The organism is Methylorubrum thiocyanatum (assembly GCA_014138645.1).
GTDB classification, from domain to species: domain Bacteria; phylum Pseudomonadota; class Alphaproteobacteria; order Rhizobiales; family Beijerinckiaceae; genus Methylobacterium; species Methylobacterium thiocyanatum.
Map to the genome: position 1 here is coordinate 118,695 of JACJIB010000010.1, position 12,932 is coordinate 131,626.

The window sequence follows — 12,932 nt, forward strand, 5'->3', positions numbered from 1 at the left end:
GGCGCTACCGCTCCGTCGTCCCCTGCCTCGGGGCTGCGGATGGCCGCTGCGCGCCAAGCCGGGCGAGCAGGCGCAGGTAGACCGGCTTGACGTGGGCCTTGTAGGTCCGGCGGGCCACGCCGCGCCCCTGCCGGAACAGCCTTTCGGCCAGGGCGGTCAGCCGCCCCCGCGCGGAACCGCCGGGGGTGACGTCGATCAAGAGGTCGGCGATCTCGCGCCGCTCCGGCCAGAGCTGGGCCAGGGTCGCCGAGGCGTCCCGGTTGCAGGAATCGATGACGTCGAGGGTGCCATCGGCAAACACCGTCTCGGTCGTCATCTCCATCAGCAGCGAGCCGGGCCCCCATTTCGCGAAAGTCTCGTCATAGGCCATCTTCCAGCCGAAGGCGGTGCGGCCGGACCGCAGCCAGACATTCATCGCGATCGGCCGGCCGTCCAGATGCAGCGCCTCGATGCCGGCGCAGCCGTCCCGCGCCAGTCCCGCGATCATCGTTTGGGCGAAGGCGCAGAGCGAGGGCGCTTGGCGGATCGCCCGGCCGCGCCGGCTCTTGCGCCCCTTCCAACCGGCGGCCTCCAGATCGAGGAACGCCCGGAACGCGGCGCTGACCTCCTCGGGCTTGCGGTGGCTGACGTGGCGCAAGGCCCCGCGCTCTGCGAGACGCTTGCGATGGCGCCGCAACTCGGCACGGCGCTTCGCCGAGACGACAGAGGACGGTGCGCCCTGCCCCGCAGCCGGCGCATCGAGCCGGGCGCGCTGCCGCCGCTCGATCTCGACGATCCTGCCGTTCCGCCGCGCCACGGCGCCGAGGAGGGCGGGGAAGACCGGGCCGTCGGTCGCAATCTGGTTGGCGCAGATCAGCTTCGGCAGGGCGGGATCGTCGGCGACGACGGCGAGCATCGCCGAGAGCGCCTCGAGCGCCCGGTCGCGATCGAGCACCGGCGAGCCGAGAAAGGTCAGCGAATTGCACGGCGCTTCGAGGGTCCGGATCGGCAGACGCGACGAGGGCCGCGCGATCACCAGGAGCCAGACGCCGATCAGTTCGGATTCCTCCCCGGTGCGATGCGACCAGGCGAGGAGGACGTGCAGCGGCGTCTCGGTCGCCGTGTACATCGCGCCGGCGACAGCCGGCTCCATGAACACGTTCGGCTCGGCGCAGCGCTGGACCAACCGGCGCCAGAGCAGGGCGAGCGAGCGGAAGCGCGGCGCCGTGGCGATCTCGGCCGAGACGGCCGGCCGGGAGGCGGCCGTCGCGTCCGCGCCCGTGTCCGGGGCGGGATCGGCCAGGTGCAGGCCCCTGAAATCGCCGCTCGAATCCATGGACGACCCCTCTCCCTCGGCATCGCCGCTCCGCCGGCAGGGCGGCGGCCCGGGCGCCGCACTGTCCGCGCATCCCTCAGCGAGCGAGAAGAACGGCAAAGCCGCGTGCGACGCACGCGGTCTTGAGAGGTACATCCGGATGAGCGGCCCCGCTCGCCCCCCCGGGCGACCGGGCGCGACCTCTGCCGGACCGGATTCCGTCGTCAGAGGAGCTGTCCGCCGGCCAGACGGTAACGGCCCATCGCGCTCTGGAACGCCGCCCAGGCGGAAATCGCGGGATCGCGGATGATGTAGCGGAGATACGCCCGCTCCGCCCGGTTCAGGCGCCAGGGCGTGAGCAGGTTGCCGCACAGGCGGCGCGGCGAGCGGATCTTGAGCGTATCCGTCTCCGCCAGTTCGCCCTCCCCCTCCCGCAGGCGGCAACCGAGGGTGACGAAGTTCAGGCCCGCCAGCATCGCCACGTCCATGTGGTACCAGAAGCGCGGATTGCACTCGATGAAGCCGATCCGGCCATCCGGCTGCCGCCGGATATCGAAGCCGATGACCCCGTCGTAACGGAAATGCTCGATCAGCCTGCGGGCATGCCCGTCGATCACCGGAACGCGGATCTCCTCCAGTTTGGTGAAGGTCCGACGGTAGGAGAAGGATGCTCGGATCCGACCTGATTCGCAGAGATAGAACGCGCTCAGTTCCTCGCCCGGCACGTAGGACTGGCAGATGATCGGCGCGTAGTTGAGGTGCTCGGGCAACGCGTCGGCCGTATCGATCCGCCGCACGCCGTAGCCGCCGGACATCGCGGCCGGTTTCAGGATCAGAGGAAAGGCGAGGGGCTCGCGCTCGCGATCACGGCGCAGATCCGCCATCGTCTCGAACCGCCGCGTCGCGGGGACGGGAAGGCCGAGATCGACGCACAGTCCGGCGAAGCGCCACTTGTCGTCGAGCACATCGACGGTCTCCGGATCCGGCACCGGATAGAACGGCGCGCCGATCTGGTCCCCATAGGCAGCCAGAAGGCGCGTGGTCCGGCTGCAACTCGGAAGCACCATGTCGATGTCGTGCACGGCACAGAGCCGGCGAATTTCGGCCAGGTCGGACGGCTGGACGTTGGAGAAATCTCCCGAATACGGAAGAAATCTTGCACAGAACCGTGAGTGCCTCAGGAGGCCAGCGTCCTCGACGCCCAGAACATAAACTTCATCGAAACAGTCGCTCGCACATCGCAACACCCGGTACTGAATGCGCAGACCATTGGCCAAGACAAGTGCGCGCTTCATTGTAAAGCCTCATGCCCGACTTATCTCCGGAGGACCGGGGAACGGACTGATATCTGAGATCCAATAATTTCGGCCTTGAGCCAAGTTTGTTTTTCGCGAAATATATCGTCAACATCTAATCTCAGGCACATACAATTTTTTGCAGCAACGCTATACTGATGATTGGAACGGGGACGGCGGATTAGTCCGCAATTGCCCCTTCGCAGCTACCGCGACGACCGGAATCCGGTTCGAAGGCGGGCTCGGATCAGCCTTGTCTCAGACGTTCCAGGGTCATCGGATCGGGTTTCCCGTCGAAGAACGCGGCCAGCGCGCGGGCGAAGTCCGGCTCATCCGGAGCGGCCTGCGCGAACAGCGTCACCGAGGAGCGGAACTTCATGTCGTCGGGCGCGCCGAACAGGGCATGGGCCGAGCGGCCCTCCCAGGCATTCGCGGCCCGGGTGCAGGTGCGCAGCCGCTCGCCGAGCAGCGGATGGGCGAGATAGGCCCGCGCCTCGGCCAGCGAACGGATCGCGTAGCGTTGCGCCATGGTGCTGGAGCCGAGCCCGGCGATCTGCGGGAAGACGAACCACATCCAGTGGCTCTGCTTGCGCCCGTTCCGCAGTTCCGCGAGCGCCTGCTCGTAAACGCCGTCCTGCGCCTCAACGAAGCGGTTGAGGTCGAAGCGGTCCTCCATCATGCCCTCCTTCCGGCGCGTGCGCGGGTGAGGCAGGGCCAACCGGCCGCGGGGGGCCGCGTTCCTTCAGGCCAGCGCCGCCATCGCCTCGAAGACGAAGGCGTGACGCGCGGCGAGCGCGTCGATGTCGCTGCCGTAACCGCCGCCGATCACCGCGCAGAGCGGGACTCCCTGTGATCGGGCGAGGCCGACGACGTAGCGGTCGCGGGCGCGCAGGCCGTCGTCGGTGAGGTCGAGGCGGCCGAGCCGATCGTCGCGATGGGGATCGACGCCGGCATTGTAGAAGATCAGATCCGGCGCGAAGTTCTGGACGAGGCCGGGCAGGTGCGCCTCCAGCACCGCGCGGTATTCCGCGTCGCCGAGACCGTCGGGAAGGCCGATATCGAGGTCGCCCGGCACCTTGTCGTGGGGGTAGTTGCGCTCGCAGTGGATCGAGAGCGTGAACAGCTCCGGCTCGCGGGCGAGGCAGTCGGCGGTGCCGTCGCCCTGATGCACGTCGAGGTCGATGATCAGCGCCCGGCCGATCGCGCCCTCGCGCCTCAGGGCAAGGGCGGCCACCGCCACGTCGTTGAACACACAGAAGCCCGCCCCGCCGTCCCTCCGGGCGTGGTGGCTGCCGCCCGCGGTGCTGCCTGCGAGGCCGTGACCGAGCGCGAGACGCGCGGCCCGCAGCGTCCCCCCGGCCGAGGCGCGGGAGCGGGCGGCCACGCTCTCGGTGACGGGCAGGCCGATCGCCCGCTCGATCGCCCGCGGCACCTGCGCGGCAAGCACCGCCGCGACATAGGCCGGGTCGTGCGCCCCCGACAGCAGCGCCGCGTCGGCGGGTTCGGGCATAACGAAACCATCCGGCACGAGGCCGCGGGCGCGCAGGGTCTCGGCGAGCCGGCCGTACTTGCGCATCGGAAAGCGATGGCCGTCCGGCAGTTCCGCCTCGTAGGCGGGATGGAACACGATCGGGATCAAGGGATCAGCCCGGCGCGGGTCGGAGTGTCACACGCCTGATAAGGCGGCGCTGCTAGGGGCGTGATGGGGCGCGCCGTCGCGCCCGGATCCACCCTCGACGGGAGACGCCGCGCATGATCGCAATGCCGGAGAGCGGCGCGCTCGCCGCCCTCGCGTTCTGCGCGGCCCTCGTTGCCATCAACCTCGCGAGCGTCGCGGTGGCGGCTCTGCGCATCGGGCGCAGGGGCGCGGATCGGGGCAAGCCCTCCGTCTTCCCCATGGACGCACCCGTCTCGGTGGTGCGGCCCCTGCGCGGCCTCGAAGCGTTCAGCGAGGAAACCCTTCTGGCGAGCTTCCGGCTCGACTATCCGGCCTACGAGTTGATCTTCTGCGTGGCGGATGCGGCCGATCCGGTCCTGCCGATGCTGGAGCGGATGCGGACGGCGCATCCGCACATCCCGTCGCGGCTGATCCTCGGCGACGAGCGCATCGGCGGCAACCCGAAGCTCAACAACTGCGTGCGCGGCTGGGACGCCGCCCGGCACGACTGGGTGATCCTGGCCGATTCCAACGTCCTGATGCCGCCCGACTACATCCAGCAGATGCAGGCGGCGTGGCGCTCGGACAGCGGCCTCGTCTGCTCGACGCCGATCGGCGCGCGGCCGGACAGCTTCTTCGCCGAAGTGGAATGCGCCTTCCTCAACACCCTCCAGGCCCGCTGGCAATATGCCGGCGAGGCGCTCGGCCTCGGCTTCGCCCAGGGCAAGAGCATGCTCTGGAACAAGCCGTTCCTCGAAGCGCAGGGCGGCATCCGCGCGCTCAACGCCGAGATCGCCGAGGATGCCGCGGCGACCAAGCTCGTGCGCGCGGCGGGCAAGCGCGTCCATCTCGTCGCCTCGCCCTTCCGGCAGCCGCTCGGACATCGCGACCTGTCCGAGGTCTGGTCGCGGCAGGTGCGCTGGGCACGGCTGCGGCGCGTCACCTTCCCGCTGTTCTTCGCCCCCGAGATCGGTATCGGCGCCCTGCTGCCGCTGGTGCTGACGGGCCTCGCGCTGGGCACCGTCGAGGCCGCTCTCTGGCTCGTGGGCGCGGGCGCGCTCTGGTACGGGGCCGAGATGGCGCTGGCCTACCGCGCCGGTTGGCACCGCTCGCCGCGGATGCTGGCCGCCTTCCTCGTGCGCGACGCAATGCTGCCGGCGGTCTGGGCGAGCGCCTGGGCCCGCACGGCCATCGTCTGGCGCGGCAACGCCATGGACATCCGCACCCGCGACGCGACTCCGCTCGAGACGGGGCCGACCGCCGCCTGACCGAAGCGGCCCTCGCACGGGCTCGACCGCCGACGCCGCGTCCGAGCAGAACGTCAGCCCTGGTGGATCCGGGTCCGTCGCGGCAGCGCGACCGACGGAACGCGGCTGAACCGGCCCGGGCGGATGCGGTCAGCCTTGTGGATGCTCACGGCCAAGCACTGCCGCGAGCGCGAACCACCAGCCGATCAGAACAGAGACACGATAAAAAACGGCACGATAGGACACAAGTCTGTTACCGAACGCGCCGGTTCGTCTCATAAAGTAAGCTCGTCCCCAAGCAACAACGCAGATCTATAAAGAGAAATATCGGCCACACAAAGCAACCATCATTCGCATCACAGCTGCAAAGAAGCCTGTTGCCAACGAAGCCGACGACTCGCCTCGGACGGGGGATCTGTTAACAATGCAGTAAGCACCGCACATTCGCTGTGTCGTGAGGGGGGACAACACCGCGATGGCCTGGATGCCGTTCCGTAATGTGCTGCCGACGTCGTCCGCGCCGCGCGACAGGGACGGTGAACAACAGAATCCGGAGCCGCCGGCCGCTCCGCCGCGCTTGCCGAAGGCTGCCATCCCCGACCTGATGGAGGGCGCGCGCCGTCCGCGACCGGCGCCCGAGCCTGCCCCGACCAATCTCGATGCCATCGGCCAGCGGGACGAAGTCGTCCGCCAGCGCATCGACGCGATGGTCGGCCGCCTGGACGATCTGCGGAGCCTCCAGGACGACTTCACGCTGATCCTGCAGCCGCTTTCGAGCATCAGCAGCGAGCTGTCCAAGGCCAGCGTGCGGATCGCCGAACTCGAGAACACGCTGTCGCAGGCGGTCAGCGCCAATGGCGGCCTGCGCGACGAGGTCGTGGACCTCTCGGCGAAGCTGTCGCGCATGAACAGCGAGCTTGCGGATTCACAGCTCCACGCGAAACGGACGCTCGAGAGCTTGCGCGAGCGCGATGCGGCCGTGGAGGCACATCAGATCGACCTGCGCGACAAGGTCTCGGCGATCGAGAACCTGGAGCGCCAGCTCTTTTCCGAGGTCGAGCAGAACAAGGCCCTGGCGAGCGAGAGCCGGGCGCTGCGGCAGGAGGCGCAGGCCGCCGATTCCGCCCTGGCGCGCTCCGAGCACGAACTGAACAATATCCGCGAGAAGAACAGCCTGCTGGAGGTCGAGGGGCGCCGGCTCCAGCTTCTCAGCGAGGAGCAGGCGACGCAGCTCGCCGACCTCGATGCCCGCCATCGCGACCTGACCGCCAGCGCCGAGGCGGACCGGCAGCGCCTGCGTCTCGTCGAGACGCAGCTCGCGACGGAGATGTCGGTTCGCGAGCGCAACGAGGCGCAGCACGAGGCGGAACTCTCCGCGCTGCGCAACGACCGCGCCAGCCTCGCCATGAAGCTCGAAGCCGCCCTCAACCGGGCGACCTCGACGGAGCAGTTGCTGGTGCAGGCGCGCAACCAGCTGCGGGATAAAGACGAGGAGTTCCGCTCCGTCGACCGCAACTTCAAGGAAGCAACCATCGCGCGCAGCACCCTGGAGCGCCGCCTCGAGGCCCTGCAGGCCGATCTCTCCCGCCAGACGGAGCGGTTCCTGGAGATCCAGCGCATCCGCGGCGAACTGGATAGCCGCTGCGACATGCTCAACAAGGCACTCGCCGCCAAGGATGCGGCGATCGAGCAGACGACGAACCGCAACGCGGTCTTGAACGACCGGATCGAGCACCTGACGCACCGGCACGAAGCCGCCCGCGCCGATCTCGAAGCGTCGAACCGCAGGCTGACGGAGGAGTTGCAGAACGAGCGCTCGGAGCGCGCTCTGCTGCAGGGTGCCCTCGATATCGCGCGCGAGAGCCGGACGACGCTTCAGAAGCAGCACGATGCCCTGAAGCGCTCGGGCCGTCCGTGGCGGGAGCAGATGAACGACGAGGCCGGCGAAGAGGCCGCGCCCGCCTCGGCCGAGGCGGTGAGCAACGTTCGCCCGTTCACCTCCACGGGCAAGGCGACCTGATCCGGCGCCCCTCGCCGACGACGATTTGGAAGGATGTTTGAATGTCAGAACAGGCCGTGAAAGACGCCGCCCCTTCCGCCGGCAATTCCATCCTGATGCGGGCTTGGCAGGCCAACGTGGCGCGGCCGGGGGACAAGGTCATCAGCTTCTCGCCGGCCCTGTCCGACAACGCCTCCGCCGACGGGGGCGCCCCGCCCCTGCCGCAGCGCGACTGGACCTCCGCGATCGATCTCGTGCAGGAGGCGGCCGAGGCGATCCGGATCAGTGAAGAGCGCGCCGTCGAGCTGGAAAACCAGCTCAGGAGCGTCATCGGCCAGGCCGAGGAGGAGGTGCGGCAGCTCCAGAAGACGCTCGCCGCGAGCCAGCAGATGGTGAGCCAGGCCGAAGACCGCGCCCGCCGCGCCGAGGCGCGCGCCCAGGAAGCGGAGAGCTGGCTGGTCCGCATCCACGATGCCGTGTTCACGGCCTTCGGCTCGAAGGCCAAGACCGTCCCCGCGGAGCCGAGCGGCGGCGAACAGGACACGCCCTGAGGCGAGAACGCGCTCCGATGGACATCGACGGCACATGTCCGGCGAGCAACGAGAACAGCCTGATGCTTCGTCCGTCCGAGTGGGACAGGTTCGACGTCGAGGTGAAGGTGTACGACGCGCTGGACCTCGTGAAGCAGGCTGCGGACACGATCCATGACCTGCAGCGGTGGAAGGAGACGATCGAGCCGCAGGCCCTGAGCCTGATCCAGAGCGTCCAGCAGGAGCGCGCCCGCTGGCAGGTGGAGCGCTCGGCCCTGATGGCCGAGATCAGCGAATGCCGGCTCACCATCACCGCGACGAGAACGGCGCTGCGGACGGCTCTCTCGGACAGGGAGGCGCTGGCGCGGCGCTGCCAGGACGCCGGTGCTGCGGCCGCGGCCTCCGAACAGCGCGCCAGCGCGGCCGAGGCGCTGCTGGCCTTCCTCTACAAGACGTTCGCCCTCGAACTCACGGAAACGCCGTCGAAGGGCCCGGTCGGCCGGCCGTTCGCTCATCCGGCCGCCGCCTGGATCTCGCCCGAGTGATCCTCGTGCGCAGGGGGCCGACCCTCGGATCGTCGCGCGGGCCGGGGTCCGGCGGCTGAGCGGCATCGCCTGCATACGGCTCCAGGCGCGGACGGCAACGCTCTTGCTTGGCCCGTCGTCCCACGGCCCCGCCCAGCGGCCTCGTTCGGGGCGGCCTCCGGGCCGGGAATGCGGAGATGCACGATGCCGACCCCCTCGCTCGACAAGAGCCTCAACGCCTTCCATCTCTGGGGCATCGCCGTCGGGCTCGTGATCTCGGGCGAGTATTTCGGGTGGAGCTACGGCTGGGCGCAGGCCGGGACCCTCGGCTTCCTCGTCACCACCCTGTGCGTGGCCGCGATGTACGTGGCCTTCATCTTCAGCTTCACCGAACTCACCACCGCGATCCCGCAGGCGGGCGGCCCCTTCGCCTACGCGCATCGCGCCTTCGGGCCCACGGGTGCGGCGGTGGCGGGCTACGCGACGCTGATCGAGTTCGTGTTCGCGCCGCCCGCGATCTCGCTCGCCATCGGCGCCTACCTCAACGTCCAGTTTCCTGGCCTCGACCCGAAGCACGCGGCGCTCGGCGCCTACCTGCTGTTCATGGGCCTCAACATCGTCGGCGTGCACATCGCCGCGACCTTCGAACTGTTCGTCACCGTGCTGGCGGTCGGCGAACTCCTCGTCTTCATGGGTGTCGTCGCTCCCGCCTTCAGCCTTGCCAGCTTCACCGCGGGCGGCTGGGCCGGTGAGGACCGCTTCGGACCGGCCGCCATCGGCGGCATCTTCGCGGCGATCCCCTTCGCGATCTGGTTCTTCCTCGCCATCGAGGGCGTCGCCATGGCGGCGGAAGAGGCCAAGGACCCCAAGCGGACGATCCCGATCGCCTACATCACCGGCGTGCTGACGCTCACCGCGCTCGCCTTCGGGGTGATGCTGTTCGCCGGTGCCGCCGGGGATTGGAAGAGCCTGTCCGACCTCAACGATCCCCTGCCCCAGGCGATGAAGCGGGTGGTCGGCGAGTCGAGCGGCTGGCTGCACATGCTGGTCTGGCTCGGCCTGTTCGGGCTCGTCGCCTCCTTCCACGGCATCATCATGGGCTATGCCCGCCAGATCTTCGCGCTCGCCCGCGCCGGCTTCCTGCCGGCGGTGTTCGCGCGGGTGCATCCGCGCTTCCAGACACCGCATGTGGCGACAGTCGCGGGCGGGGTCGTCGGCATCGCCGCCATCTACAGCGACAACCTGATCAGCGTCGCCGGCCAGTCGCTCACCGCCAGCATCGTGACGATGGCGGTGTTCGGCGCGCTGACCATGTACGTGATGAGCATGGCCGCGCTGTTCCGCCTGCGCCGGACCGAGCCGGATCTCACCCGGCCCTACCGGGCGCCGCTCTATCCCTACGCGCCGGCCTTCGCGCTGGTGATGGCCGTGGTCTGTCTCGTGGCGCTCATCGTCTACAACCCGCTGATCTTCGCGATCTTCGCCGGGGTGATGGCCGTGGCGGTGGTGCTGGTGCGGCGTGTGGGCAAACCCGCGACGCCGGCGACGGTGTCCGCCCTCGATCCGGCGATCTAGATCCGGGCCCAAGAGACGGGATCCAGGCCCATGAACATCGCCATCCTCGAGACCGGCCATCCGCCCGAACGCCTCGGCGGACGCTTTCCCTCTTACGGCGCGATGGTGGAGGCGCTGATCGGCGACGGCCACGCCTTCACGGGCTTCGACGTGACGGCGGGGCACTGGCCCAAGGCGCCGGAGGCGTTCGACGCCTTCGTCATCACCGGCTCGCCCGCCTCGGTCTACGATCCGACCCCTTGGGTCGAGGACCTGCTCGCCTTTCTGCGCGACCTCGACCCGTCGAAGAAGCTCGTCGGCCTCTGCTTCGGGCATCAGGCGCTGGCGCAGGCCTTCGGCGGGCGGGTGGAGCGCTCGCAGCGCGGCTGGGGCCTCGGGCTTCACGCCTACAAAGTGGCGGAGCGCGCACCCTTCATGGACGAGGCGGAGACCATCGCCATCCCCGTGAGCCATCAGGATCAGGTCGTGGCCCTGCCGCCCGGCGCGCGGGTGCTCGCGGGCAGCGCCTTCACGCCCTACGGCGTGCTGGCCTGGAGCGACCGCCCGGCCCTCTCCTTCCAGTGCCACCCGGAATTCGCCCCCGATTACGCCCGCGCGCTCACCGACGGCCACCGGGCCGGCGTGGACGACCCAGCCCTGGTGCCGGCGGCCTTGGCCTCGCTGGAGGCGCCGCACGACAGCGCCCGGGTCGGCGGCTGGATCCGGCGCTTCCTGCGGGCGTAGCTCAGGCCCGGTAGGCGCCCTGCCGCTCCAGCATCCAGCCGGGATATTCCGGCGGCAGGCGCGTGGCGGCGTCGAGCCGCGCGAGGTCGTCGGCCTCGAGCCGGACCGCCGTCGCGCCGAGATTGTCCTGAAGCTGTTTGACGCGTTTGGCTCCGATGATGACGCTGGTGACGGTCTCCCGATGCAGCAGCCACGCGAGCGCCACCTGCGCCACGCTGCAGCCCTTCGCCCCGGCCACCGCGCGCATCGCTTCAAGCGTCCCGGCGCCGCGGGTGCGGTCGACCGGCGGGAAGTCGAAGGTGGTGCGCCGCCCGTCCGCTTGCGTGCCCTCGGCGTCGTACTTGCCCGAGAGATAGCCGCCGGCCAGCGGGCTCCAGACCATCAGCCCGATGTCTTCGGACGTCAGCATCGGGGCGATCTCGCGTTCGAGGTCGCGCCCGACCAGGGTGTAGTAGGCCTGGAGCGAGACGATGGGCGCGAGCCGGCGCGCCTCGGCGATGCCCACCGCCTTCATCACCTGCCACGCCGCCCAGTTCGACAGGCCGAGATAGCGGACATGGCCGTGGCGCACGAGGGTATCGAGCGCCTCCAGCGTCTCGGTGATCGGGGTGGCCGGGTCGAAGCCGTGGATCTGGTAGAGGTCGATATGGTCGAGGCCGAGCCGGGCGAGGCTCGCCTTGCACTGGCTCAGGATGTGCCCGCGCGACGCGCCGCGGGCGTTCGGCCCCTCGCCCATCGGACCCAGCACCTTGGTGGCGATCACCACGTCGTCGCGGGGTATGCCGAGATTCTTGAGCGACTGGCCGAGGATCCGCTCGCTCATCCCGCCCGCATAGACGTTGGCGGTGTCGATGAAGTTGATGCCGGCGTCGAACGCGGTCTTCACCAGGGCGTCGGCCTCGTCCTGGCCGAGCCGGCCGATCTGGCCCCAAAATCCTTCGCTGCCGCCGAAGGTCATGGTGCCGAGGCAGAGTTCGGACACGAACAGGCCGCTGCGGCCGAGGGAGCGCATACGCATGGAGGGATCTCCGTCGGGTTGGGACGGTCCCTGGTACGGCGGGCGACGCCGCCGCGCGGCGGCCGATCCTCTCAAGCTCTTGCCCGATCCTCTCAAAGCCGCCGTGTCGCCGCCGCGCGCGGATGCGTGGGCGGCCCAGGCGCGCTAGGGTCGCCGGCATGACGACGGACCTTTCCGGCCTCGCGGCGCTGATCGAACGGCAATGGCATCGCTATGGCCGGGAAACGCCGGCCGACGGGCTGCTCCTGAACCGCGCCGAGGCGCCGAGCGGCCTGATCCGCGCGGTCTACCGCCCCTCCTTCTGCCTCGTGGTGCAGGGCGCGAAGGCGACGCTGCTCGGTGACACCGCCTACCGCTACGCCGCGGGTCAGGCGCTGCTTGCCTCCCTCGATCTCGCGGTCACGGCCCGGATCACCGAGGCGAGCCCGACGCGGCCCTATCTGGCGCTCAGCCTCGCCATCGACCTGGATGCCCTGGCCGAGTTGCTCAGTGCCCAGGCGGACACCCTCGCCGATGGGATGGATTCCGCTCCCGCTTTCGCCCCCCTGCGCACCGCCGCCCTCGACCCGGACCTGTGCGATCCTCTCGCGCGCCTTCTCACCCTGCTCGATCACCCCCGCGACCTGCCGGTGCTGGCCCCGTTGATCGGCCGGGAGATTATCTGGCGCCTGCTCGGCGGCCCTCTCGGTCCGGCGCTGCGCCAAGCCGGCCTGCCCGAGAGCCACGCCGCGCGGATCGGACGGACGACGGCCTGGATCCGCGCGCATTATGCGGAGCCGCTGCGCGTGGCCGATCTGGCGGCGCTCGCGCGCATGAGCGCGGCGAGCTTCCATCGCCATTTCAAGGCGGTGACGACGATGACGCCGGTGCAGTTCCAGAAGCAGGTCCGGCTCCACGAGGCGCGGCGCCTGCTGCTCGGGGCCGGGGATGTGGCCGGCGTGGGCTACGCCATCGGCTACGAGAGTCCGTCGCAGTTCAGCCGCGACTACCGCCGCTTGTTCGGCGCCCCACCGGGGCGGGACGGCGCCGCGATCCGCGCCCGCCTCGCGCCCGAGCCGGCGCTGCCGTGA

General features: G+C 69.8%; 12 protein-coding genes. 7 read left to right on the forward strand and 5 right to left on the reverse strand.

All coding sequences use genetic code 11. From position 1 onward, the window contains the following. Positions 1-4: 4 nt before the first annotated feature. The 4 genes from HNR51_RS23885 to HNR51_RS23900 all read right to left on the reverse strand — a co-directional run bounded on the left by HNR51_RS23885 (position 5) and on the right by HNR51_RS23900 (position 4,228). Positions 5-1,315: a GNAT family N-acetyltransferase gene (locus tag HNR51_RS23885; RefSeq protein WP_182556585.1), complete on the reverse strand. Its 1,311-nt coding sequence runs from the start codon at positions 1,313-1,315 to the stop codon at positions 5-7. Positions 1,316-1,518: 203 nt separating this feature from the next. Next, entirely contained in the window at positions 1,519-2,376 is an 858-nt protein-coding gene (locus tag HNR51_RS23890; protein ID WP_239681547.1) for an ATP-grasp domain-containing protein, read from the reverse strand. 460 nt (positions 2,377-2,836) lie between these two features. Then, positions 2,837-3,268 carry a DUF1810 domain-containing protein gene (locus HNR51_RS23895; RefSeq protein WP_182556587.1) on the reverse strand — a complete coding sequence of 144 codons (432 nt, stop codon included), beginning with the start codon at positions 3,266-3,268 and terminating at the stop codon, positions 2,837-2,839. A gap of 63 nt (positions 3,269-3,331) precedes the next feature. Continuing rightward, entirely contained in the window at positions 3,332-4,228 is an 897-nt protein-coding gene (locus HNR51_RS23900) for a histone deacetylase family protein (RefSeq protein WP_182556588.1), read from the reverse strand. Between the two features lie 113 nt (positions 4,229-4,341). Here HNR51_RS23900 and HNR51_RS23905 point away from each other — a divergent pair, with 113 nt between their 5' ends. From HNR51_RS23905 to HNR51_RS23930, 6 genes are all read left to right on the forward strand, one after another. Next, entirely contained in the window at positions 4,342-5,514 is a 1,173-nt protein-coding gene (locus HNR51_RS23905) for a ceramide glucosyltransferase (RefSeq protein WP_182556589.1), read from the forward strand. 556 nt (positions 5,515-6,070) lie between these two features. Then, on the forward strand, positions 6,071-7,513 hold the full coding sequence (locus tag HNR51_RS23910) for a chromosome partitioning protein ParA (RefSeq protein WP_239681546.1): 1,443 nt from the start codon (positions 6,071-6,073) through the stop codon (positions 7,511-7,513). Between the two features lie 41 nt (positions 7,514-7,554). Continuing rightward, a complete protein-coding gene (locus HNR51_RS23915; RefSeq protein ID WP_012452623.1) occupies positions 7,555-8,043 on the forward strand; it encodes a TolC family protein in 489 nt (162 codons plus the stop codon). Between the two features lie 17 nt (positions 8,044-8,060). Further along, entirely contained in the window at positions 8,061-8,567 is a 507-nt protein-coding gene (locus tag HNR51_RS23920; protein WP_182556591.1) for a hypothetical protein, read from the forward strand. 183 nt (positions 8,568-8,750) lie between these two features. Continuing rightward, complete coding sequence (eat, locus tag HNR51_RS23925) at positions 8,751-10,121, forward strand: ethanolamine permease (RefSeq protein ID WP_182556592.1); 1,371 nt, start codon at positions 8,751-8,753, stop codon at positions 10,119-10,121. Positions 10,122-10,151: 30 nt separating this feature from the next. Then, positions 10,152-10,844: a glutamine amidotransferase-related protein gene (locus HNR51_RS23930; protein WP_182556593.1), complete on the forward strand. Its 693-nt coding sequence runs from the start codon at positions 10,152-10,154 to the stop codon at positions 10,842-10,844. A gap of 1 nt (position 10,845) precedes the next feature. Here HNR51_RS23930 and HNR51_RS23935 read toward each other — a convergent pair whose 3' ends face one another. After that, positions 10,846-11,862, reverse strand: coding sequence for an aldo/keto reductase (locus HNR51_RS23935; RefSeq protein WP_182556594.1), 1,017 nt, complete (start codon positions 11,860-11,862; stop codon positions 10,846-10,848). Between the two features lie 158 nt (positions 11,863-12,020). Between HNR51_RS23935 and HNR51_RS23940 the strand changes: the two genes are divergently transcribed. Continuing rightward, positions 12,021-12,932 (forward strand): AraC family transcriptional regulator, encoded by a 912-nt coding sequence (locus tag HNR51_RS23940; RefSeq protein ID WP_182556595.1) that lies wholly within the window; start codon positions 12,021-12,023, stop codon positions 12,930-12,932.